Annotated in this window: 17 protein-coding genes and 3 pseudogenes; 11 read left to right on the top strand and 9 right to left on the bottom strand. The window is 63.6% G+C overall.

The features are described from left to right. Positions 1–68: 68 nt before the first annotated feature. Positions 69–2,378, top strand: coding sequence for an FdhF/YdeP family oxidoreductase (locus tag ACTGJ9_RS33400; protein ID WP_456674511.1), 2,310 nt, complete (start codon positions 69–71; stop codon positions 2,376–2,378). 27 nt (positions 2,379–2,405) lie between these two features. Next, positions 2,406–2,576, top strand: coding sequence for a hypothetical protein (locus ACTGJ9_RS33395; RefSeq protein ID WP_456674510.1), 171 nt, complete (start codon positions 2,406–2,408; stop codon positions 2,574–2,576). Positions 2,577–2,601: 25 nt separating this feature from the next. Here ACTGJ9_RS33395 and ACTGJ9_RS33390 read toward each other — a convergent pair. Both ACTGJ9_RS33390 and ACTGJ9_RS33385 read right to left on the bottom strand, forming a co-directional pair. Continuing rightward, positions 2,602–3,324: pseudogene (locus tag ACTGJ9_RS33390) on the bottom strand (DUF72 domain-containing protein). 18 nt (positions 3,325–3,342) lie between these two features. Beyond that, a complete protein-coding gene (locus tag ACTGJ9_RS33385) occupies positions 3,343–4,278 on the bottom strand; it encodes an NADP-dependent oxidoreductase (RefSeq protein ID WP_456674509.1) in 936 nt (311 codons plus the stop codon). A 213-nt stretch (positions 4,279–4,491) separates the two neighbouring features. Here ACTGJ9_RS33385 and ACTGJ9_RS33380 point away from each other — a divergent pair, with 213 nt between their 5' ends. Then, entirely contained in the window at positions 4,492–4,662 is a 171-nt protein-coding gene (locus tag ACTGJ9_RS33380; protein ID WP_456674508.1) for a hypothetical protein, read from the top strand. A gap of 177 nt (positions 4,663–4,839) precedes the next feature. Here ACTGJ9_RS33380 and ACTGJ9_RS33375 read toward each other — a convergent pair whose 3' ends face one another. After that, positions 4,840–5,040: a hypothetical protein gene (locus ACTGJ9_RS33375; RefSeq protein ID WP_456674507.1), complete on the bottom strand. Its 201-nt coding sequence runs from the start codon at positions 5,038–5,040 to the stop codon at positions 4,840–4,842. 191 nt (positions 5,041–5,231) lie between these two features. Here ACTGJ9_RS33375 and ACTGJ9_RS33370 point away from each other — a divergent pair. The 3 genes and pseudogenes from ACTGJ9_RS33370 to ACTGJ9_RS33360 all read left to right on the top strand — a co-directional run. Beyond that, positions 5,232–5,489, top strand: a pseudogene (locus ACTGJ9_RS33370) (exonuclease); the annotation flags it as partial. Between the two features lie 140 nt (positions 5,490–5,629). Next, on the top strand, positions 5,630–6,445 hold the full coding sequence (locus tag ACTGJ9_RS33365) for a hypothetical protein (RefSeq protein ID WP_456678782.1): 816 nt from the start codon (positions 5,630–5,632) through the stop codon (positions 6,443–6,445). A gap of 67 nt (positions 6,446–6,512) precedes the next feature. Next, positions 6,513–7,388, top strand: coding sequence for an exonuclease domain-containing protein (locus ACTGJ9_RS33360; protein WP_456678710.1), 876 nt, complete (start codon positions 6,513–6,515; stop codon positions 7,386–7,388). 62 nt (positions 7,389–7,450) lie between these two features. Here ACTGJ9_RS33360 and dinB read toward each other — a convergent pair whose 3' ends face one another. Together dinB and ACTGJ9_RS33350 are read right to left on the bottom strand one after the other, a co-directional pair. Next, on the bottom strand, positions 7,451–8,551 hold the full coding sequence (dinB, locus tag ACTGJ9_RS33355; RefSeq protein WP_456674506.1) for a DNA polymerase IV: 1,101 nt from the start codon (positions 8,549–8,551) through the stop codon (positions 7,451–7,453). 156 nt (positions 8,552–8,707) lie between these two features. Then, positions 8,708–9,976 (bottom strand): ROK family protein, encoded by a 1,269-nt coding sequence (locus ACTGJ9_RS33350; protein WP_456674505.1) that lies wholly within the window; start codon positions 9,974–9,976, stop codon positions 8,708–8,710. Positions 9,977–10,232: 256 nt separating this feature from the next. On the opposite strand from ACTGJ9_RS33350, the gene ACTGJ9_RS33345 reads away from it, so the two are divergent. The 3 genes from ACTGJ9_RS33345 (at position 10,233) to ACTGJ9_RS33335 (ending at position 13,857) form a co-directional block, all read left to right on the top strand. After that, entirely contained in the window at positions 10,233–11,198 is a 966-nt protein-coding gene (locus tag ACTGJ9_RS33345) for a sugar-binding protein (protein WP_456678709.1), read from the top strand. Between the two features lie 74 nt (positions 11,199–11,272). Further along, the gene (locus ACTGJ9_RS33340; RefSeq protein ID WP_456674504.1) at positions 11,273–12,799 is read left to right on the top strand and encodes a sugar ABC transporter ATP-binding protein; all 1,527 of its coding nucleotides are present in this window, start codon (positions 11,273–11,275) and stop codon (positions 12,797–12,799) included. After that, on the top strand, positions 12,796–13,857 hold the full coding sequence (locus ACTGJ9_RS33335; protein ID WP_456674503.1) for an ABC transporter permease: 1,062 nt from the start codon (positions 12,796–12,798) through the stop codon (positions 13,855–13,857). The genes ACTGJ9_RS33340 and ACTGJ9_RS33335 overlap by 4 nt, the downstream gene beginning before the upstream one ends. A 58-nt stretch (positions 13,858–13,915) precedes the next feature. Here the strand turns inward: ACTGJ9_RS33335 and ACTGJ9_RS33330 are convergent, their stop codons facing one another. Further along, entirely contained in the window at positions 13,916–14,803 is an 888-nt protein-coding gene (locus ACTGJ9_RS33330; RefSeq protein ID WP_456674502.1) for a hypothetical protein, read from the bottom strand. A gap of 193 nt (positions 14,804–14,996) precedes the next feature. Here ACTGJ9_RS33330 and ACTGJ9_RS33325 point away from each other — a divergent pair, with 193 nt between their 5' ends. Continuing rightward, positions 14,997–16,172, top strand: coding sequence for a CaiB/BaiF CoA transferase family protein (locus tag ACTGJ9_RS33325; protein ID WP_456678708.1), 1,176 nt, complete (start codon positions 14,997–14,999; stop codon positions 16,170–16,172). A gap of 232 nt (positions 16,173–16,404) precedes the next feature. On the opposite strand, the gene ACTGJ9_RS33320 is transcribed toward ACTGJ9_RS33325, so the two are convergent. After that, positions 16,405–16,620, bottom strand: a complete 216-nt coding sequence (locus ACTGJ9_RS33320) for a hypothetical protein (RefSeq protein ID WP_456674501.1) — start codon at positions 16,618–16,620, stop codon at positions 16,405–16,407. Between ACTGJ9_RS33320 and ACTGJ9_RS33315 the strand changes: the two are divergent. Beyond that, positions 16,619–19,722 (top strand): annotated as a pseudogene (locus ACTGJ9_RS33315) (DEAD/DEAH box helicase). The gene ACTGJ9_RS33320 and the pseudogene ACTGJ9_RS33315 sit on opposite strands and share 2 nt — an antisense overlap. Before the next feature lie 77 nt (positions 19,723–19,799). On the opposite strand, the gene ACTGJ9_RS33310 reads toward ACTGJ9_RS33315, so the two are convergent. Both ACTGJ9_RS33310 and ACTGJ9_RS33305 read right to left on the bottom strand, forming a co-directional pair. Continuing rightward, complete coding sequence (locus tag ACTGJ9_RS33310) at positions 19,800–20,948, bottom strand: amidohydrolase (RefSeq protein ID WP_456674500.1); 1,149 nt, start codon at positions 20,946–20,948, stop codon at positions 19,800–19,802. A gap of 225 nt (positions 20,949–21,173) precedes the next feature. Further along, positions 21,174–22,256: a mandelate racemase/muconate lactonizing enzyme family protein gene (locus tag ACTGJ9_RS33305; protein ID WP_456674499.1), complete on the bottom strand. Its 1,083-nt coding sequence runs from the start codon at positions 22,254–22,256 to the stop codon at positions 21,174–21,176. Positions 22,257–22,328: the final 72 nt, after the last annotated feature.

Genomic DNA, 22,328 nt, shown 5'->3' with positions numbered 1-22,328 from the left:
CGACGCCGTTGGAACGAAAGATGTCGGCCGGTTTTTCCCAAGGCAGGGCCGTTTTTGGGAATCGATCAATGGCAAGGTCACGCAAACTCAGCCCCAATTTGAAAGTCGAGCGATATGATGCGCCCGCGGGCGGATGGGGATCGGTCAGGTCGCTTGCCAGAAGCCTCGCACGCTCTCATGCTCCTTTCAGTGGTTCGCGCATTCTTCTGAAGCAGAACAAGCCCGACGGCTTTGCCTGCGTGAGTTGCGCCTGGGCGAAGCCCGCCGATCCGCGCGTCTTCGAGTTCTGCGAGAACGGTGCGAAGGCAACGACCTGGGAAATCACCCACAAGCGGGTGACGCCCGAGTTCTTCGATCATCATCCCGTGAGCGAGCTGGACTCGTGGGACGATCATCAGCTCGAGGCGGCGGGGCGATTGACGCACCCGATGCGCTTCGACGCTGCAAGCGACAAATATGTGCCCGTGAGCTGGGAGGAGGCTTTTGCGGGGATCGGCCGGGAGTTGCGCGAGCTCACGCCGGACAGCGCCGTGTTCTACACCTCCGGACGGGCCTCGCTCGAGACGTCCTTCATGTATGGGCTTTTGGCCAGGGCCTATGGCACCAACAACCTGCCCGACAGTTCCAACATGTGTCATGAGACCTCATCGGTGGCGCTTCCCGAGAGCCTTGGCGTTCCCGTTGGAACCTGCACGCTGGATGACTTCGCCAAGACCGATTGCATTTTCTTCTTCGGGCAGAATGTCGGCACCTCGAGCCCGCGCATGCTGCACCAGCTTCAAGAGGCGGTGAAGCGGGACGTCCCGATCATCACCTTCAATCCCTTGCGAGAGCGGGGGCTGGTCGAGTTCGCCAACCCGCAATCGCCGGGCGAAATGCTGAGCGGCGCAGCGACGCCGATCAGCTCGCAATATCATCAGGTCAGGAGTGGTGGCGATACCGCCGCGATGATGGGCATCGCCAAGGCGTTGCTGCAGCTGGAAGAGGCCGGACCTGCCGGTGGCTCAGTCATCGATTGGGACTTCATCAAGGAGCATTGTCATGGCTGGGACGACTGGTCGACCGCCGTCAAGGCGTGCAGTTGGTCCGACATCGAGGACAGATCCGGCTTGACGCGGGGTGCGCTCGAGGCAGCCGCTCATGTCTACGCGCAGAAAAGTTCGGTGATGTTCATCTATGGAATGGGGCTGACGCAGCATCGCAAAGGCGTGGAGACCGTGCAAACCATGGTCAATCTCGCGCTGATGCGCGGCAATGTCGGCCGCCCGGGTGCCGGCATCTGTCCGGTGCGCGGCCATTCCAACGTCCAGGGACAGCGTACGGTGGGCATTACCGAGAAGCCGGCGATGGTGCCCGCTGACAAGATCAAGGCGCTGTTCGGCATCGACGTGCCGCAGAAGAAGGGTCTCACCACGGTGGAGGCCTGCAAGGGAATCATCGACGGATCGGTTCGGGCGGTGATCCAGCTCGGCGGCAATTTGGTACGCTCCGTACCGGAGCATCGCCTGGTGGTCCCGGCGTGGCGCAAACTTCGGCTCACGGTGCAGATCCTGACCAAGCTGAACCGGTCGGCGCTCGTCCATGGCGAGATATCCTACATCCTGCCGTGTCTGGGGCGGACCGAGATCGACCTGCAAGAAACCGGCCCGCAAGCGGTCGCCGTCGAGGATTCCACCGGCTGCATGCATGGCTCACGGGGACAGGCCCGGCCCGCAAGTCCCGACCTTCTGTCCGAGCCAAGAATCGTCGCGGAGCTCGCCAAGGCCACGGTGTCCGGCCGAACGAGCATTCCCTGGGACGCATGGGTTGCGGATTACGCCGGGATCCGCGACGCCATCGCATCCACTTATCCGGACATTTTCCACGACTTCAATGAGCGCATGTGGAAGCCGGGCGGCTTTCATCGCCCGATCGCCGCCCGGCAACGATCATGGAAAACCAAAACGGGGAAAGCCAATTTCATCGTGCCGACCTCGCTCGTGACCGACATCGATAGGCCGCCGGAAGCTCGCGACGTGGTGCAGCTGATCACGCTGCGGAGCAACGGCCAGTTCAACACGACCATTTATAGTTATGACGACCGCTTCCGCGGCATCTACGGCTCGCGGCTTGTGGTGCTGATGCATCGCAATGACATCGAGCGGTGGGGATTGAAAGAAGGACTGACCGTGACGCTGGCGACGGCGGTTGACGACGGCGTGGATCGTCAGGTGAGCGGCTTGCGGGTCGTTGCCTACGACATCCCGGAAGGCTGCATCGCCGGCTACTTTCCGGAATGCAACCCGCTGCTGCCTCTGTGGCACCACGAGGAAAAAGCCAAGACGCCGGCGGCGAAATCGATCCCGGTCCGGGTGAAAGCCGAAGCCGCCGCAGTCTGACCGCGATGGCGGCTAAAGGAGCAAACGATGCTTGAAGAGAAGCTCAAGCAAGCAATCATCGGTGAGCTGAAGCGTCAGGCCGCAAACAGCCCTCAGACTCTCAGCGTGGAAGGTTCGGACGAGTTGGTCGTCAACGGCAAGATCGAGTTGTCGGAGCTCGTCATGGTCATCGCAGGGTCCGTGGCCGGCGGTCCGTGATGCGTCGAATGTCAGCCGGAAATGCCTAAAGCAGTTCCTTCAGCCGCTTGGCATCGGCCGGCGCCGCGCTTTTCTGGTCGTTGTCGAAATAGACGTAGACGTCACATCCCTGCCGCTTCCAGGATCTGATGCGTCTGGTCCATTCTTCCAGAACCGCCGGGGGGTAACGGCCGTGATAGCGGCCGCTCGGTCCGTGGCCTCGAATGTAGACGAAATCGGCGGTTCGCTTCCAGGGCGCCGGGGCGTCGTGATGATCGGAAAGACAAAGCGAGATGTTTGCTCTCCGCAATATTTTCAGAATGCCTGGATGATACCAGCTGGGATGCCGGAACTCGAAGCTGTAACGTCGTTTGCGCGATAGAAGTTCAAGAAAGGAGGCGAGCCGATCTGCATCGGCCTCGAATTGCGGTGGAAGCTGGAAGAGGATGGGGCCGGCTTTCTGTCCCAACAGCGAACGGCGCTCTTCAAGCAGCTCGATACTGTTGACCGACCGATCCGACAATCGCTTCCAGTGCGTGATGAACTTTGAAGCCTTCCACGCAAAGACAAAATCCTTGCCGGTCTGCTCGCGCCAGCCTTTTTACGGCCTCCGGCGTCGGTGTCCGATAAAACACGCCATTGAGCTCGGTCGTATCGAACTGGCTGGCGTAATAGCAAAGCTGCTGCTTGATCGGAAGATCTTTGGGAAAGAATGGCCCCGCCAAGATGCGTAGTGCCAGCCCGACGTGCCGATATGAACGCGTGCCATGTGGAATTTCAACTCAACTCAGGACACCGCAAGCACGACCTTTCCCGCCGAGTGCCCGCGCTCGACCGATGCAAGCGCCGCCATCGCTTGCTCGAGCGGAAAGCGCTTCTCGACGTGCGGGCGGACTTTTCGGGCGGCGATCAGCGCGCCGATCCCGGACAGTTCGTCTCCATCGGGCTCGACCGTATATCGCATCGCCTTCACGCCCGCGGCGTGCGCCTTGTCCTGTGACGGTGCCGTCAGGGTGGAGATCAGCCGTCCGCCTTGCTTCAGCACGGCCCAGGACCGCTCGCGCGTCTCTCCATCGATCAAGTCGAAAACCAGGTCGACGTTGGAAGCAGCTTCTTCAAAGCGTTGAGTCTTGTAGTCGATCACGACATCTGCCCCGAGCGAGCGGGCAAAAGCGACATGTTCTGTCGACACCGTGGTCAGGACACGCGCCCCGCTTGCTTTGGCAAATTGAACGGCAAAATGGCCGACGCCGCCGGACCCGCCGTGAATCAGGACGGATTCTCCGGCTCGCAACTGCCCGTATCGAAACAGGCCCTGATGCGCTGTCTGTCCGGCCAGCGGTATTGCAGCCGCATGGATATGATCGACGCCAGCGGGTTTGACGGCGACGGCGCGCTCCTCGAGGACGACCTGCTCGGCATAGCCTCCGCCCCAGACCGGGACCATGCCGATCACCTCATCGCCGACACGCACGCGATCGACCTGGGCCCCACATTGCAGAACGATGCCGGAGACGTCGCGGCCGGGGGTATAAGGCAGCCGGTCATCTTTCACGGAGGGATATTTGCCGGAGCGGATTTTGAAGTCGACCGGGTTCACGCTTGCCGCGCGGACAGCCACCAGAATTTGGCGAGCGTCCGGCCCCGACTGCTCCACCTCGTCGAGCCGAAGCACCTCGTTGTCACCGAAACGGTGAAACCTGATTTTTCGTATCCTGGTCATCTCTCAGCCGTTCTTCTCGCCATGACTGGACGATCAACGGTGTCCATTACCCCTCGTTCCGAAAGACGGGCGGGGAGCTTGGGATCCTCCTTGGAACGTCAGTTAATGGCGCCGGTTAGTCGGAGAAAGGAAACCCCGGGGAGAACCCCGGAACGAATGGTCGCTCGGTCAGGATGGCGAAATGACGAAAGGAATGCTGCATGTGGAGTTCCGATGTACGCATTGTTCGAACGCGACAGACAAATCGGGAGTGCATTTCCAACCGAAAAGGAAGTGTGGGAGGCTGCGCTCATAGAAGGGCTCGTCACCGACGTTCCGGTGGCTGACGAGGAGGGCGGCCAGATCCTTCCGGACGGCTACCACGTCAAGCGGGTCGAGCCGTGAATCGGGAATCTCTGGAGCACGAAGCCGATCGAGCCGAGGCTCTCGCGGCCCAGACGGCCGATGATGACGTCAGGAAGGCTCTCCTGGACGCGGCAAGACAATACAGAGCTCAGCTCAAGGTCGAACCATGTGAGACAAAGCCCGAATGGAAGCTTCCGGATGAGATTTCCTGACGGGCTATCTCGTGTCGCCCTTGAGAAAAGCCAGGCCGTTGACGGTTAGCCGGTCCTCACTGGTCTCGCCATCCGCGACGAGGCTTTCCAGGTAAGTCTCCAGTTCCGGCAGTCTTTGCTCGAAATCCGCACCAAGACCCATCAGGTCGCAGGTCTTCTTGATCCGTTCGATCGGCTTCTCAAAAATGTTGATTTGCGCGTTCATCAACTCCGAACCTCCTTCGGAGGCGGTTGGTTCCTTGCGGCTCAGGAGAGCCGAGGCGCTCTTGACACTGGCGGACGAAAAGAACAGAAGTCGAACATGGCCGTCCATCACCCAGGGGCGGGTGGTGTTGCCGCCACCCGCGCGAATTCCAGAGCAGGATCCCACGACGCCGCGCCGAGGGCGAAGCACGGATGACGCTGCCTGTCCTGCCGGTTTATTACTATCACGACCATTTCACGGAGATGCTGAGCTTCGTTTGCGAGACCTACGGTCCGGTGCTGACGAAGGGACATCACGCGTTCATCGCTCGCTTCTCGTCGCTATCAAGAGACGCCCAGTGCCTGTTCATCCGGATGGTCAACCGGAACGGCACGGTCTTCAATCCCTCCACGTTCAAGTACACGGAGATCGGCGACCTTTTCGGCGCGCTGGGGGAGCTTGCTGCCGCCGGGTATGTCCGGGGTCTTATCGAACAGGATTACGCTGCGTTCGTGGCGAGCCTCGCAAAGCCGGTGCTGTTCGATGGCGCAAAGGCCGCCGGCATGAGCGATATCAGGACCTCATGGCCCAAGCGCAAGCTGACGGAGTATTGTCTCGCCAATCTGTCGTTCGCCACGGCATTCCAGCACTGCGGGGTGAGGCCTTCATCGCGCTCGGTGACACCGAGCCGCTGGAGTTTCTGCTTTATCTCTATTTCGGCAAGACGGAGGACAACCTCAAGAATTTCGCGCTGCGCGACCTCGGCATCTTGCGGACGAACGACCAGGCGGATTTCAGCGCCCGGTTTGCCGACGCGGATGAGGCGTGGGCCTGCTTTCACTACGCCCGCCTGCTGCGCCGCATCGAGACCAAATCCGACGAGATGTATCGCAATTCCGTCGCCGGCATTCTCGGCGGTCCTGCCTGCCCAACGGACTACGCTGTCGATCTGCGGAGCCGCGCGGCACACAGGGCGGGTCTGCACTTTGAGAAGAAGGGGGAGGCCGAGCTGGCGATCCAGCTCTACCGCGCCGGCTGCTCGGCCGAATGTCACGAGCGGTTCGCCCGTCTGCTCTACGCGGAGGGCGACAAGGATGCCGCCGAGGAACTGCTGCGTCGGATGATCGACGATCCCGCCAGTGATGACGAATTCGTCTTCGCGAGCGATTTCTATGCCCGGAAGTTCGATCGGCGCCGGACGGGACTATGCACCGAGCTGCTGCGGGCGGGCCGGACGCTCCTGGTTGACGACAATTGGCGCGGCAGTCCTGAGGCCGGGATCGCGGGCGTGTTGCGCCGGCAGGGCCTTGAGGTCTTCTACGCTGAAAATACGCTTTGGCGCTGCCTGTTCGGATTGCTGTTCTGGGACGAGCTGTTCGATCCGGACAGCTGCACAGCGGCTTTGATTGGATGCCGCATTGCCTGAAGGACAGAACCTTTGCGCGATTGTTCGCTCCTGAGATCGACATGAAGCTGGAGGCCGTCGCGTCGAAATCCGTGCTCCCCGGATCCTGCGGATCGTCGCGACGAAATGGGGAAAACCGAACGGTGTGTTCGCCTGGGACCATATCGATATGGATGCGCTTCGCGCTCTCCTTGCTGGCGCGAGTGCTGCCGGCCTCGCCATGATCCTTCGCCTGATGTGCGAGGACTATCGGGCGATGCGCGACGGTTTCCCCGATCTCATGCTCGTGGCGGACGGCATCGTCTCGTTCATGGAAGTGAAGGCCGAGGGCGACGTCATCAGGCGCAACCAGCTGACGCGGCTTCGCCAGCTCGGCAACGTCGGCATTGCCGCGGAGATCGGCCGCGCCCATTTTCGTTTCGATCCGGACCAGGACTATGTCGTCGTCGACACCGAGACCACGGGCGGCTGGACCGGCGGGGATCGCATCACCGAGATCGGGGCCGTCAAGATCCGCAATCATCAGATCGTGGCGGAGTGGCATTCACTGCTCAATCCGCAGCGGTCGATTCCGGCCAAGATCGTCGCGTTGACCGGCATCACCAACGAGATGGTGCGGAGCGCGCCCTTGTTCGTGGACATCGCGGACAGTTTCATGCAGTTCATGGGCGACGGCGTTTTCGTCGCCCACAACGTCAACTTCGATTATGGCTTCATCGCCGCGGAATATGGCCGCCTCGAACGCCGCTTCCGCTTTCCGAAGCTCTGCACCTGCTCGGGCATGCGCCGGCATTACCCCGGTCACAAGTCTTACGGGCTTGGCAAGCTCACCCGTGCCTACAATATCGAACTGAAAGACCACCACCGCGCTCTCAGCGACGCCCGCGCGGCCGCACGCCTTCTCAATTTGATCAATGCAAAGCGCGATGCGGGCGGAAGCGGGGCGGAAGAGATTGCGGCCTGATCCCGGCCGGCGAGAAAATGACTGGAGGGTCTTGCTTGCCGCATCGCGCCGGCGGCTCTGTCTCAGATTCCGAAGGTCAGCTGCGGCTCCGCATCGTCTCCGGGCTGAAGGGAAGAGAGCGATACACCCAGGAGCCGGACGCGTTTGGGCAGCGGCATCTCGACTTCGAGCAGCCCGCAGGCGAGGCGCTCCAATTCGTCCCGGCCTGCGACCGGCGCGAGCAGCGACCGGCTGCGTGTGATGATCTCGAAGTCGGCAAACTTGATCTTCAAGGTGACGGTGCGGCCCCGGCTGCCGGTCGTCTCGCAATGGCGCCAGACCTTGTCGACGAGGGGGCGAAGCTCGGCGATCAGCGCGTCGAGTTCGGCAAGGTCGGTCGAGAACGTGGTTTCCGCACCGATGGATTTGCGGATCCGGTTGGCCCGGACCGGCCGTTCGTCGACGCCGCGCGAGATCCAGTAGTAATAGGCACCCGACTTGCCGAAGTTCGCATTCATGAACTCGAGCGTCTGGTTGCGGATGTCGAGACCGGTGAACAGGCCGAGTGCATTCATCTTCGCGCCTGTTGCCGGCCCGATCCCGTGAAACTTGCCGACGGGCAGCATCTCCACGAAGGCGGGTCCCATCTCGGGGGAGATCACGAACTGGCCGTTGGGCTTGCGGTGATCGGAGGCGAGCTTGGCCAGGAACTTGTTGTAGGAAATGCCCGCCGACGCGTTGAGGCCGGTCTCGGCCTTGATCTTTTCGCGGATCCGTAGCGCGATGTCGCGCGCGAGCGGGATGCCTTGCAGGTTCTCCGTCACGTCGAGATAGGCCTCGTCGAGGGACAAGGGCTCGATGATCTCCGTGTGCTCGGCAAAAATCTCGCGGATCTGGCGGCTGATCGCCTTGTAGACCTCGAAGCGCGGCTTCACGAAGATCAAGTCGGGACATTGCCGCTTCGCGGTCACCGACGGCATCGCGGACCGAACGCCGAATTTGCGCGCCTCATAGCTCGCCGCGGCGACAACGCCGCGCTCGGCCGAACCACCGACAGCGACAGGCTTGCCGCGCAGTTGCGGATTGTCGCGCTGTTCCACCGACGCGTAGAAGGCATCCATGTCGATATGGATGATCTTGCGAACGCGCCTTGCGTCGCTTTCCACGGTGCCGGATTCGCTCATGCGCGGATGATACAGTCGGGCCGCGAGAATCGCGAGATGATCGCAAGTTGGCGGACGTTCGGCGGGAACGCTCGGGGGACGCGATGGCGTTCTGGATCGCGCAACTCGTCCCCGGATTCGCCGGCTCGGCTTCATGTCGGCGGAGGGGGCCGTTGCCTATTCTGTCGCGTCCATGTGGTTTCGGTCCACGTCCCGCAGTGTTCGTCGCATCATGCCGTCGACAATGGCCGCGGACTCGCTTGGACGCAGATGGATCGTCGTGGACTTGAGCAGCCATGGCAATACCGCTTGCTCGAGCCGCTCCTCATAGGCGGCGCGCATCATGTCGAATGCCTGCAGGCCTGGCCCTGCCAGAACGACATGGTGCGGACGCAGCACGGATATCGTTGCCGCGACCGCCTCGGCAAGTGCGCGACCTGCCTGCTGGAATACGTGCTCGAGACGGGGATCACCGCTGCGTGCCCGCTCGCGCAGGAGGGTCATCTGCGCCTCGGAGGGCTGCTGCGACGCCGCCGGCGGCAAGTCGAGAAAGGTGCGGGCGTCGCGGTAGAGCGCATAGTCGGCGAGATGGGCTTCGATGCAGCCGCGCTGGCCGCAGCGGCATTGCGGCCCGTTCGATCCTAACTTGGTGTGGCCGATCTCGCTGCCGGCGCCGGCGCCCAGACGCGCTTCACCGTCGACCACTATGCCCATGCCGACGCCGTGACCGATCAGGATGGTGGCCATGAGGCCCTGCGCCAGTGACGGCTCCGCGGCGGCGAGGGCGAGCGCAACCGCGACAGCATCATTCGCCATCACGACCTCGGTGCCGAATGCCTCGCGGACCGGCTTCGCCAGATCGATGTCGGTGACGGACAACACCGGGCTCCACAGATGCCGGCCAGTGTCCGCGTCCACGATACCCTGAAGGGCAATCCCTATTCCCAACAGCCGATGGCGCGGTGTGGCCGTCGCCTCCAGCATCGCATTGATTTGCCTGATCACGAGGTCGCACAACGCGCCCGCATCGAGAGCCCGGGTTGCGATTTCAAGTCGTGATTGTGCCAAGCTGAAGCCGCTGAAATCCGCAATCAATGTCTCGATCAGATTCATGCGCAGCGAAACCGCGATGATGCGGCCGAACTCCGGGTTGAGGGTCAGCAGCATGGCCGGGCGGCCACGGCGGCGTCCATTCAGCCCATCGGGATCCTCTTCGTCGGGGTCGTCGGACCAAGGGGGTGCCGCTGTCTCGGTCTCGCACAGCAACTCTTCTGCGATCAGCCGGGAGGTCAGGCCGGAGACCGCCGGGAAGCTCAATCCCGTGCTCCGGGCTAGCTCCACACGCGGCAGCGGTCCTAGGCGTCGCAGAACGTCGACCAGGCGGCCCCGGTTCGAGCCACGGGCGATGCCTGGAATTCGTCTCGGCGCCTCAATCTGGTCAGTCATGCTGTCCTATTTAATTCAGGGCATGAATTTAATAAGAGCCTTTGCTGCTGTGTGTTTGGAGAAGCACAGCGCGGGGGTGCGTGGTAGCGAGCCATATTTACTAATATCATGCCTCATGTACTATTTCCGCTTGAAGAAGCAGCCAGTGCATCTTGATTTTGATGTTCTGCCTGCAACATTTCTTCGCTGCGTGAATAAAATAGAGCGCAAAAGCGCTGTAAAGCCCCGCATCTGGGGTGACCAAAGGGAGGACCACATGAATCGATCAGTGAAGACATTACTAGTGCCGTTGCTCGCGACCGCCGCTGCGTTCGCGCTTACTACGGGTGCGGCACAGGCCCAGCAGAAGAAGACCATCGCGCTGGTGACCAATGCCGCGGCCGATTTCTGGACCATCGCCGGCCGTGGGCTCGAGAAGGCTCAGAAAGAGCACCCGGAATACGATATCCAGTTGATCGTCACCAACGATGCCACCGCGGCGGGCCAGCGGCGCGAGCTGGACGACCTGCTGGTGCGCGGCGTCGCCGGCATCTCCATCTCGGTCGACGATGCGCCGCACGCAACCGAAGAGCTCAACAAGGTCGCATCCCAGACCATCTTGATCACGACCGACAGCGATGCGCCGCAGAGCAAGCGTCTCGCCTATATCGGCACCGACAACGTCGCGGCCGGGCGGCAAGCAGGCGAGGAGTTCAAGAAGGCGTTGCCGAACGGCGGCAAGATTGCGCTGTTCGTCGGCACGATGGACGCGGACAACGCCCGTGAGCGGGTGCAGGGTATCAAGGAGGCGATCGCCGGCACCAAGATCGAGCTGGTCGACGTGTTCACCGACCAGGTGGACTCCGCCAAGGCCAAGGCGAACATGGAGAACGTGCTGGTCAAATATCCCGACATTGCACTGCTGTCCGGCCTTTGGAGCTACGAGACACCGCTGATCTATGATGCGGTCAAGGCGGCGGGCAAGGCCGGCAAGGTGAAGATCGTCGGCTTCGACGAAGATCAACGCACGCTGCGCGGAATTTCCGACGGCACGATCGAGTCGACGGTGGTGCAGCAGCCGTTCGAATTCGGCTATCTCTCCGCCACCAACATCATCAAGACTCTGAACGGCGACAAGTCCTGGATTCCAGCCGACAGCAAGCTGATCGTGCCAACCCAGGTGATCAGCAAGACCAACGTCGCGGAGTTCACCGCTAAAATGAAGGATCTGCTGAAGAAGTGACTTTGAGTGCCTTTCGGCGCCCGGCGACCATGACCAGCGAACATGGCCGTCGGGTGTCGAGCAGGAGGAAGTGAATGGCGGAAGTCCTGTTCGAACTCGCCGGGATCAGCAAGTCCTATCCCGGCGTCATGGCCCTCAACGATGTCAGCCTGCGCGTGCACCACGGCGAGGTGTTGGGCCTGATCGGCGAGAACGGCGCCGGCAAGTCGACGTTAATGCGCGTGCTGGGCGGCGTGACTGAGCCGAGCGCGGGCGTGATCCGCATCGGCGGCACTGACCATGCCCAATTGACGGTGAGCGAGGCGACGCAGGCCGGCATCGCCTTCGTGCATCAGGAACTGAACCTGTTCGAGAATCTCGACGTCGCCGCGAACGTCTTCATCGGACGCGAGAAGCTCATCGGCGGCCCGTTGAAGCTGGTGGACACCGCGGAGATGCGCGCCCGCGTGACGCCGCTGCTGCAGCGGCTGGGCGCCGATTTCAGCCCTGACACGCTGGTCGACAATTTGTCGATCGCCGAACGTCAGATGGTAGAGATCGCCAAGGCGCTCTCGATCGATGCCCGCGTGATCATCATGGACGAGCCGACCTCGAGCCTGACGCTTTCGGAGACCGAGCGGCTGCTGGAGGTGATTGCCGACCTGAAGGCGCACGGCATCGCAGTAATCTATATCTCCCACCGGCTCGGCGAGATCATGACCTGCGCCGACCGCGTCGTGGTGCTGCGCGACGGGCGCACGGTGGGAGAGCTGGCGCGAGACCAGCTCAGCCATGCCGCAATGATCCGGCTGATGATCGGCCGCGACCTGAAAACGCTGCATACGCCGCCGAAACGGCCGCCGCAGCCGGGGGGCTGCGACATCGTCGGCCTCGTGACGTCGGCTTTCCCCGACCGGCAGATCGATCTTTCCGTGCGGCACGGCGAGATTCTCGGACTGGCAGGGCTGGTGGGCGCTGGTCGGACCTCGCTTGCCCGCGCGGCCTTCGGCATCGATCCGGTGCTGAGTGGCGAGATCAGGATCGACAACGCGCCGGTCGATGTCGCATCGCCCCGGGACGCGATCAGGCAAGGCATCTATCTGGTGCCGGAGGACCGCAAGAAAACCGGGCTCGTGCTGGAGCTGCCGATCTGCGAGAACGTGACGCTGGCGAGCCTGCTGAATTATGCGCGGATGTGGCTGATCAACGGCTCGTCCGAGCGCAATGTCGCGAAGGAGCAGGTCAGGCGGCTCTCGATCAAGGTGCCGAGCGTGGATATGGAGGCCGTGACCCTCTCCGGCGGGAACCAGCAGAAGGTCGTGCTGGGCAAATGGCTCTCCATGCAGCCGCGCGTCATGTTCTTCGACGAGCCGACCCGCGGCATCGATGTCGGTGCCAAGAGCGAGATTTACGCGCTGATGCGCGAGCTCGCCGACCAGGGCGTCGCGATCGTGATGATCTCCTCGGACATGGAGGAGGTCATCGGCGTTTCCGACCGGGTCGCGGTGATGCATGAGGGAAGAGTGAGCGGCGTGCTGGAGCGCCCGCAATTCAGCGAATACAACGTGCTGCGGCTTGCAATAGGCCAGGCGCTGGAAACCGTGGAAGCCGCTGCGCAATGAACAAGAAAGAACTTGGCCTCGGCCTGCTGCTCGTGGTGATTTCCGTCATCACGGGCATGATCAATCCAGCCTTCCTGTCGGTGGTGAACCTGCTGAACCTGGCCAATCTGATCGGCCTGTTCGGCGTGTTTGCGCTTGGCGAAGGGCTCGTGATCATCACCGGCGGCATCGACCTGTCGCTCGGCTCGATGTTCGCGCTGCTCGGCGTCGTCTTCGTCGATCTTCTGACGACCTACCAGGTTCCCTGGCCCTTGGCGCTGCTGGCTGTGTTGCTGGGCGGACTGGTGCTGGGGGCGATTCAGGGGGTCCTGATCACGCGGCTGAAAATGCAGCCCTTCATCGTGACGCTGTGCGGGTTGCTGATCTATCGCGGCGCCGCCCGCTACTACACGACCGATTCGACACGCGGCTTCGGCTACGGCGACGAGGCAGCGACACTGAGCAACATTGCCTCCGGCCACGTGGCGGGCATCCCGAACACCTTCATCCTCCTGATCGTCCTTGCGCTCGTCCTCGGCGTGGTGCTGCACCGCTCGGTCTATGGACGCTGGCTTTATGCCGTCGGCAAGAACGAGGAGGCGGCGCGCTTCTCCGGCATCAACACGAATCTCGTGATCGCAACCGCCTATATCATCAGTGGTGGACTCGCAGGAGTTGCGACGGTGTTGTTCGTGTTCTACACGAACTCGGTGTCTCCGAGCTCCTTCGGCAATTTCTATGAGCTCTACGCGATCGCTGCTGCAGTGCTGGGCGGCTGCAGCCTGCGCGGCGGCGAGGGTTCTATTCTCGGCATCGTGCTGGGGACTGCGCTGCTGCAGGTGCTGCAGAACCTCGTGAATATCCTGGGCATCCCCAATTCCCTGAACTTCGCGGTGATGGGAACGGTGATTCTGATCGGCGTGCTGGCGGATCAGCAATTGCAGGCCCGGCGCAAACGCAAGCTGGCGCTGGCCGGCCTCGCCCGCACGGCCCCCAGATCGCCCCCTGTGCAAGGACAGCCGGGCGCACCGCCGCGCGGCGTGGACGCGCTGCCGGCGAGGACCGGCGACCAGGTATGACGGATCGAGGCTCGCGTTGAGACAGAGCCGCTTTGTCGGCGGCTATGTTGCGGGAGTCCTATCCCTCATATTGATCCGGCCCCATCGCCCACGATGCCTGATCGTGGCCGTAGGCGTAGTTGCGGTTGTTGACGACAGGGTTGCGATTGACCATCGGCCGCATGAACATCGGATGCGTCGCGCTGCGCACCTCGTGCTCGACCGTGAACAGATGCTTGCCGCTGTCGAGATCGACAATGTCGCAGAACCGGTACTGATACTGGTTGTCCTCGCGCGAGATCAGGTCACGCGCCAGCAGCTTGCGATAGGGGCCGGAGAAATCGGTGATGTACATCTGCACGTGATGGCCGTCATAGGCGGGCTGCGGCCGATCGTTCTCCCGGAACAGCAGATGCTGGTCGCGGCCGGTCTTCACCGCGGCAACCTTGCCGCCGCGGTTGCGCAAGCTCGCCGGCATGCCCATGATCTCGGGATAGAAAGCGCAGATCGCCTCTGCCGATCCGACCGGCACCTCGAACTCGACATAGGGGATGCCGAGCGTGATGCGCCCGAAGCGCGCCGCTTCGGGTTCATGGATGCGCAGGCGGTTGCCCCAGGGGCAGGTCGCTTCGACATAATCGTTGTGCTCGGCATACGCGAAGGCGGTGCCTTGGAGCTTGCTGGCGACCGAGGCCAATCGCGCCAGCAGCGCCTCGCGGCCCTCGATGACCAGCCCGGTATGGCCGCGCAGCACCTGCGCCTTGCCGCTCGGCAGATGAAACTGGCTCCTACCGGCATTGATCCACATGTTGGTGTCGGACACCATCAGATAGGGGTCGCGGGTCAACCCAAGCCCGGTGACGTAGAACAGCGTGGCGAGGCGCTGGTCCGGGACCTGGATGTTGACGTGCTCGAAATGAATGGCGTTGCCGAGATCTTCTGCGGATCGATCGAATTGTTGCGGCATGGATGTGCGCTTCTGGCTGGAGGGACCGACAGGCCTATACTAGAGCAGAATTTCCGCCAGCCGAAACGGCTGGATGATCACATCTTGGCAGCCATCCTGAGACAAGGCATGGTTTGCGCTGCACCTTGCCGTGGCAGGCATTCCCTGTAATCTGCCTGAACCAGCGAGCGAAAGAAGAGGTCGATGGGGAGTTCTGGAAGGCGTGCGCGTCCTCGATTTCGGGCGCTACATCGCGGGGCCGTATTGCGCGACATTGCTGGCCGAGTTCGGCGCCGAGGTCATTCGCGTCGAGAAGCGTGATGGCAGCGAGGATCGCTTCGTGGCGCCGGTCGGCGAAGGCGGCGAGGGCGCGCTGTTCCTCCAGGTCAACCGCAACAAGAAATGCATCACGCTCGATCCGATGACGCCCGAGGGCCAGGAGGTGATGCGCCGGCTGGTCAAGACCGCTGACGTCGTCGTCGCCAATCTGCCGCCGCAGACCTTGCGTGCCATGAAGCTCGACTACGACTCGCTGAAGACGATCAAATCAGACATCATCCTGACGACCGCAACTGCGTTCGGCGGGCCGGGGCCGTGGTCCGATCGCGTCGGTTTTGATGGCGTAGGTCAGGTCATGTCGGGCTCGGTCTACATGACCGGCGCGGGCAATCCGCCCTACCGCGCGGCGGTGAACTGGGTCGATTTCGGTACCGCGCTGCATTGCGCCTTCGGGACGCTCGCGGCACTGATCGAGCGCGGCAAATCCGGGCGCGGTCAGATCGTCGAGGGCGCGCTGCTGGCGACCGCGCTATCTTTCACCAACGCGACGCTGATCGAGCAGGCCGTCATCAACGTCAACCGCGTTCCATCCGGCAATCTCGGCCAGACCGCCGCGCCCGCCGACATCTACCGCACCCGGGACGGCTGGGTGCTGTGCCAGGTCACGGGACATCCGCTGTTCAAGCGCTGGGCCAGGCTGATGGGCGAGGAAGAGCAGTGGCTGAACGATCCGCGCTTTGCCGATGACATCAGCCGCGGCAACAACGGCCCCGTCATCAGCGAACGGATGGCGCGCTGGTGCGCCGAGCGCACCACCCAGGAGGCGGTCGATACCCTCGGCAAGGCGATGATTCCGACCGGGCCGGTTTTGAGCCCGCAGCAGGCGCTTGATCATCCGCACATCCGCGCCGCCGGCTTTTTGCAGGACGTCGACTATCCCGGCTTGCCGAAGCGGGCACCGGTTGCCCGTGCCGCGATTCGACTCTCGGAAACGCCGGGCGAAATCGCGTCGCGCCCGCCGACGCTCGGCGAGCATACCGATGCCGTTCTGGCGGAACTCGGCTACGATGAGGCCGCGATCGAGGCGCTTCGACAGGGCGGCATCATTTAGCCGCCGCGTGATCACAAGAGTGGAAATGGGCCGGCGCGTCTGCTAGACGACAGGCCGGCTTGTCCTCGCGCTTTTGCGTGTGCCGGCGACTTCCATGTCGCGCGAGGTTTTAGGGGAGGCGCGCGTTCGCACGCCCCGTCCCCTCGGCGTGACCATTCGCGACCGAATCGGGATGAACTCGGCTGCGCGTGCCACTAGCGACTGCCTACGACGAGAAACGGATCAACGTGCGTCATTCCAGGAAATTGCGGCCAGCAGCCAAGAGCTCGCCTAACAAGAGCTCGCTTAAGAAGAGTTCGCTCGGGAAGAACTCGTCAGTCAAGAGTTCGCCAAAGAAGCGCACCCCGGCGAACAGCGCGACAAGCAGACGCTCGCCAGGCAAGGCTTTACCGAAGCAAGGCAAGAACTTGCCGCGCGCCACGATCGCGTCATCGTCGCCGCTTGGCATGTTGGCGCTGCATCTGCTGGCGCAGTGGAAGGAGTCCGGTCGCAGCGGTCTCGTGTTCCTCGCCGAGAGCGAGAACAGGGCGGAGCGACTCGGCAGCGTGATTCACGCGCTCGATCCGTCCTGCGAGGTGCTGGTGTTTCCGCGGCTGAACACACTTCCGTTCGATCAGCTGGAACCATCGCGCGAGATTGCCGGCCGTCGCGCCTCGGTGCTGCGGCGCCTCGCGAAATCCAAACAGCCGCTCTTTCTCATCTCGACGGCAGAAGCGGTGATGGAGCGCTTGCCGACGCCGGCGAGCCTGTTGCGCCTGAACACGGCCTTGAAGGTCGGCGGCCATTTCTCCGAGAGCGAGCTTCGCGTCCGCCTCGAAGAGCTGGGCTATGATCTCGATGACGAACCGGATTATCCGGGTGGTGTGCTGTTTCACGGCCAGACCTTCGAGATATTTCCCGCAGGCGCGCTGGGTCCGTTCCGGGTCGAGCATTCCGCGCGCGCCATCCGCCGCATCGTGGCATTCGATCCGAAAGAGCACGAGATCATCTTCGAGACCAGGAGCTTCTCGTCGATCCCATGTCGGAGCGGCTCGCCATCTCCGGCGCGCGGGCCAAGCGCGCGACGCTGTTCGACTATTGCGGCAAGGCCAGGTGGATCGCGGATGCCGGCGTGTCGGTGCATGCCGATGCCTGGCTGAGCACGATCGAGGAGGGCGCGGCTCGCGCGGACAGGGAGCGCGAATATCTGGCACGCCCCGAGTGGAAGCAGGCGACCCGCGGCATGAAGGTGCTGCCGCGCAGCGCCCGTTCCAGCCGACGCCGGAATTCTCCAAGCTGACATCCGCCAGGAAAGCCCTGCGCGCCTTCGTCGAGGACATCAGGCGCGACGGCTCGCGCCTGATCCTGGTCGCGGCCCAGGAGGAAGATCTGCGTGCGATGGAGCGGATGAGCGGCGTGAAAGCGGAGCGCGTCGCGGACTGGGACGAGGCCGGGAGCGCGCGTCATGGCGACGTGGCGTTGATCGCCGATCTCGACGCCGGCTTCGTCATTCCGGGTAAAGCCTGCCGCCGTGCTGACGGCGAGTGACGTGCTCGGCAGCCGTGCGCATCATCCGCAGCCGATGGCGCGAAGCTGGATCGCGGCGTTCGACCATGCCGACGTGCCGGAACAGGGCACGGTGGTCCTGCATCTTCAACGCGGCCTTGCCGTGCTCGATGGGCTGCAGACGGTGAACACCGGCGGCGGCGCCTTGCGCGAGATGGTCAGGTTGTCCTTCGCCGGCGACGACGCAGTTCTGGTGCCGCCGTCCGATCTGGCGCAGATGTGGCCCTATTCAGCGGAGCGCGGCAAGCTCGCGCTCGACAAGGCGGATGGCAGCACATGGTGGGCCCGCCGCACCGCCGCCGAGCAGGAGATCCAGCTCGCCGGCAAGGCGCTCGCCAAGCACATCAGCCAGCGCAAGCGGCGGAAAGCGGCCAAGCTGGTCCCGCCCGGATCGGCCTACGAAAAATTCGTCGCGCGCTTTCCCTATTTCACGACGATCGATCAGGCCAACGCGATCAACGACGTGCTGGATGATCTCGCGTCCGGACATCCCATGGACCGGGTGATTTGCGGCGACGTCGGCTTCGGCAAAACCGAGGTGGCGCTGCGCGCGGCGGCCGCTGTGGTGCTGTCCGGAAAGCAGGTGGCGATCGCGGTGCCCACGACGGTGCTGGCCCGCCAGCACGTTGCGACCTTCCGCAAGCGGTTTGCGCCATTTGACATCGAGGTCGGCAACCTCTCGCGCGCCACCTCCGGTGCCGAGACGCGGGAGACCAGGGAGGGCCTGCGCAGCGGCCGGGTGAAGGTCGTGGTCGGCACGCAGGCGCTCACCTCGAAGGACGTGAAATTCGATGACCTCGGTCTCGTCATCATCGACGAGGAGCAGCATTTTGGCGCCGCCGAGAAGGCAAAGCTTTCGGGGCTTGCCAGGAATGTGCATACGCTCTGGATGAGCGCCACGCCGATCCCGCGCACGCTCGCCGCGGGTCTTGCCGGCTTCAGGGACCTGAGTGTCATCGCTTCGCCGCCGGTGCACCGGCTTCCGGTCGCGACCAAGATCGCGCCGCTGTCGGATGCCGCCATCGCCTCGGCCTTGCTGCGCGAGCAGCGCCGTCACGGGCAAAGCTTCCTGATCTGCCCGCGCATCCAGGATCTGGAGCCGATGCTGGCGCGTGTGCAGGCGGTGGCGCCCGATCTCAAGATCGTCTGCCTGCACGGCAGATTGCCGGCCGACGAGATCGATGACCGCATGATGACCTTCGTCGAGGGCAATGCCGACGTCCTGCTCGCGACCAACATCGTCGAGAGCGGCCTCGATATCCCGCGCGCCAACACCATCGTGGTGTGCTGGCCGGAAAAATTCGGCTTGGCGCAGCTGCACCAGCTGCGCGGACGTATCGGGCGCGGCGGCATCCGCGCTTTCGCATTTTTGCTGACCGAGTCGGCCTCGGGACAGTCCGAAAAGCGGCTCGCCGTGCTGGAGGAGTTCAGCCGGCCGGGCGCAGGTTTTGCCATCAGCGAGCGCGACCTCGATCTCCGCGGCGCGGGCGATCTGTTCTCGGAGCAGCAATCCGGCCACGTCCAGGTCTTCGGCCCCGTGCTCTACAGCCATCTTCTGAAAATGGCCTCGGAGAAGGTCGATGACGGCAGGTCCGTGGTGTGGGTGCCCGACCTCAACCTGCCGGTCGCGGACATGCTCCCCGAGAGCTACGTGCAATCCGTGCCCGTCCGGCTGGAGCTCTATGCCCGCGCCGCGCGCTGCGCCAGCGAGGACGATCTCGACGATCTCGAGGAGGAGACCTCCCGCCGCTTCGGGCCATTGCCGCAAGCCGCGCGCGACTTCTTTGCGGCCGCGCGGCTGAGGCTGGAGTGCAAGCGCCGAGGCATCGTCCGCCTCGACGTCGGACAAAGCGCCGTAGCCGCGACGTTCCTGCCGGGACGGCTGCGGAAATCAAAAGGAAAATCGCTGCAGCGCGACGGCGATCGCGTCGTCTACCACAGCGATGCGCGCGATGCCCCGTTCGAGATGGTCGAGCAATTGTTCGAGCTGCTCGACGAAGCCTGACAGGAGACGTGGTGCCGCGCGGCGCGAGCCCGCTCGCCCAGGATCGCGCCATCGCGACCAGCGCGGCTTTCGCGGCGTCAGTTCGCCGACAGCGCCGTCTTGGCGACTTCGGCCATCCATGTCGATGCCACGGGGAGGATCGCGTCGTTGAAATCGTAGCGTGGGCCGTGCAGCTCGGCGCCGTTGCGCAAGGGGCCGTTGCCGATCCAGACGAACGCGCCGGGGCGCTGCTGGAGATAGAAGGCGAAATCCTCGCCGGCCATGCTCGGCGCGAGATCGCGCCTGACCTGTGCCCGCACCTTCTCCGCGGCCACACGCGCGAAGCCGGCCTCCTCCGGCGTGTTGATTGTCACGCCGACGCCCATGACGATATCAGGCGTGACCTTGACGTCGAAGCTCGTGGCGATGCCGGCGCAGATCTCGCGGATCCGCGCCAGGAGGATGTCCTTCACCTCATTGCGATGATGCCGCAGCGTGCCGCGGATCACGACCTTGCCCGCGATTTGATTGGGCGCGGTGCCGCCCTCGATCGTGCACAGCGAGAGCACGGCGGTGTCGAGCGGATCGACGCTGCGCGACACGATCGATTGCAGCGCCACGATCAGATGGCCGGCCGCCATCACGGGATCGCGGGTCAGATGCGGCATGCCCGCGTGTCCCGCATGGCCCTCGATGCTGATGGTGACGCGTCCGCCGGAGGCCATGACAGCACCGTCATGGACCGCGATGGTGCCGGCCTCGAGGCCCGGCCAGTTATGGAAGCCGAACACGCGCTGCATCGGGAATCGCTCGAACAGCCCGGCCGCGACCATCGCGCGCGAGCCGCCAAAACCTTCCTCGGCCGGCTGGAAGATGAAGTCGACGGTGCCGCTCCAGTCGGTATCCGCCGCCAGCAGCGCGGCGGCCCCCAGCAGCGAGGCGGTGTGTCCGTCGTGCCCGCAGGCATGCATCACGCCGGGCGTCTTCGAGGCGTAGGCAAGCCCGGTTTCCTCGGTAATCGGCAGCGCATCCATATCGGCGCGCAACCCGACGCGGGCATGCGCCGACCCGCGCGTCAGCGTCGCAACCACGCCGTGCCCGCCGATACCGGCCTCGAAGGCAATGCCGAGCTCGGTGAGTTTTTCCTGCACGAAGGCCGCGGTCGCCTTTTCCTGCAGGGACAGTTCGGGGTGGGCATGCAGATGCTGGCGCCACGTGGTCAGTTTCTGGTGCAGCTCGGGGGTCAAGGCGTGGCTCTCTCGAATAGTGACGGCTGCCGACACTCTAGCCGATTATCCGCGCGGTGCATCAAGCCCCTTGGAATGCCTCGCGTGCAGCAAAGTACGCCGCTCTCGTCATTCCGGGGCGCGACGAAGTCGCGAGCCCGGAATCCATTGGGCCGCAGAGATTATTGCACGATGGATTCCGGGTTCGCGCCAAGTAGCGCGCCCCGGAATGACAGGCGATGGGTGTCACGCCAGCTTCGCCAGCCCCTTCCAGTCAAAGCTGATGCCGTGGCCCGGGCGCGCGGGCGCCAGCGCCTTGCCGTCCTCGAGCACCAGCGGATGCTCGATGTATTGGTCGAGCTCGAAGCCATGGGCCTCCAGATAGGAGCGGTTCGGGCAGGCGGCGAGCAGGTGCACCGTGATGTCGTGCGCGCCGTGGCTGGTGACGGGCAGGTTGAAGGCCTCCGCCAGCCGCGCGATCTTCATGAAGGCGCTGACGCCGCCGCAATTGGTGACGTCGGGCTCGGGATAGGACACCGCGCCGGCCGCGATATAGTTCTTGAACTCCCAGAGCGAGCGCAGATTTTCACCGGCGGCGATCGGCACGCCGGCCTGCATGATGCGCGCGTGGCCCGCGACGTCGTCGGGGATAATAGGCTCTTCCAGCCAGGTGAGGTCGTAGGGCACGAAGGCGCGGGCGGCGCGGATCGCCTCCTCGACCGTCCATTTCATGTTGGCATCCGCCATCAGCGGAAAGCCGTCGCCCAGGTGCTGCCGCATCGCGGCGACGCGCGCGACGTCGGATTTGAGATCGGGCCGGCCGACCTTCATCTTGATGGCGCGAAAGCCTTTTGCGAGATTGCCGTCGGTCTGCTTGAGCAGCGCCTCGACCGGGAGATCGAGATCGATACCGCCGGCGTAACATGGCACGCGTGCGTCGAAGCCGCCGAGCAACTGGTACAGCGGCAATTTGGCGCGCCGTGCCTTCAAATCCCACAGCGCGATGTCGAGCGCGGACAGCGCGAGCACCGCAGGTCCGCCGCGCCCGCCATAATGCAGGCCCCACCAGACGTGATGCCAGACGGCTTCGGTGTCGTCGGCCTCGCGCCCTTCGGCCAGCGGCGGGATCTCGCGCTTCAGGATATCGGCGACAGCGCCGCCATTGCGCCCGACAGTATAGGTGTAACCGACGCCTTCGGCGCCGTCGGCATCGCGGATGCGGCAGGTGATCAGCTCGAACGCCGCGATCTCGCCATGGGTGGAGTCGGACAGCGTGACGGGGAGGGGGATGCGGTAGAGAGCGGATTCGATCGTCGCGATGTGTGGCATATGGCCTCCCGATTTTCGTTCTTTGGTTCGTCGTAGGATCGGTTGAGCCCTTCACGAGACCCATCATTGCAG

It is taken from the genome of Bradyrhizobium sp. RDM12, from assembly GCF_051917485.1.
Classification (GTDB): Bacteria; Pseudomonadota; Alphaproteobacteria; order Rhizobiales; family Xanthobacteraceae; genus Bradyrhizobium.
The sequence above is the reverse complement of the archived record's forward strand: the minus strand, read 5'-3'. Positions and strand labels throughout refer to the sequence as shown.

Coding starts and splice junctions, on each gene's coding strand:
- ACTGJ9_RS33400 (WP_456674511.1), top strand. CDS start 69: ATGGCAAGGTCACGCAAACTCAGCCCCAATTTGAAAGTCGAGCGATAT.
- ACTGJ9_RS33395 (WP_456674510.1), top strand. CDS start 2,406: ATGCTTGAAGAGAAGCTCAAGCAAGCAATCATCGGTGAGCTGAAGCGT.
- ACTGJ9_RS33385 (WP_456674509.1), bottom strand. CDS start 4,278: ATGACCAGGATACGAAAAATCAGGTTTCACCGTTTCGGTGACAACGAG.
- ACTGJ9_RS33380 (WP_456674508.1), top strand. CDS start 4,492: ATGTACGCATTGTTCGAACGCGACAGACAAATCGGGAGTGCATTTCCA.
- ACTGJ9_RS33375 (WP_456674507.1), bottom strand. CDS start 5,040: ATGAACGCGCAAATCAACATTTTTGAGAAGCCGATCGAACGGATCAAG.
- dinB (WP_456674506.1), bottom strand. CDS start 8,551: ATGAGCGAATCCGGCACCGTGGAAAGCGACGCAAGGCGCGTTCGCAAG.
- ACTGJ9_RS33350 (WP_456674505.1), bottom strand. CDS start 9,976: ATGACTGACCAGATTGAGGCGCCGAGACGAATTCCAGGCATCGCCCGT.
- ACTGJ9_RS33345 (WP_456678709.1), top strand. CDS start 10,233: ATGAATCGATCAGTGAAGACATTACTAGTGCCGTTGCTCGCGACCGCC.
- ACTGJ9_RS33340 (WP_456674504.1), top strand. CDS start 11,273: ATGGCGGAAGTCCTGTTCGAACTCGCCGGGATCAGCAAGTCCTATCCC.
- ACTGJ9_RS33335 (WP_456674503.1), top strand. CDS start 12,796: ATGAACAAGAAAGAACTTGGCCTCGGCCTGCTGCTCGTGGTGATTTCC.
- ACTGJ9_RS33330 (WP_456674502.1), bottom strand. CDS start 14,803: ATGCCGCAACAATTCGATCGATCCGCAGAAGATCTCGGCAACGCCATT.
- ACTGJ9_RS33320 (WP_456674501.1), bottom strand. CDS start 16,620: ATGCCAAGCGGCGACGATGACGCGATCGTGGCGCGCGGCAAGTTCTTG.
- ACTGJ9_RS33305 (WP_456674499.1), bottom strand. CDS start 22,256: ATGCCACACATCGCGACGATCGAATCCGCTCTCTACCGCATCCCCCTC.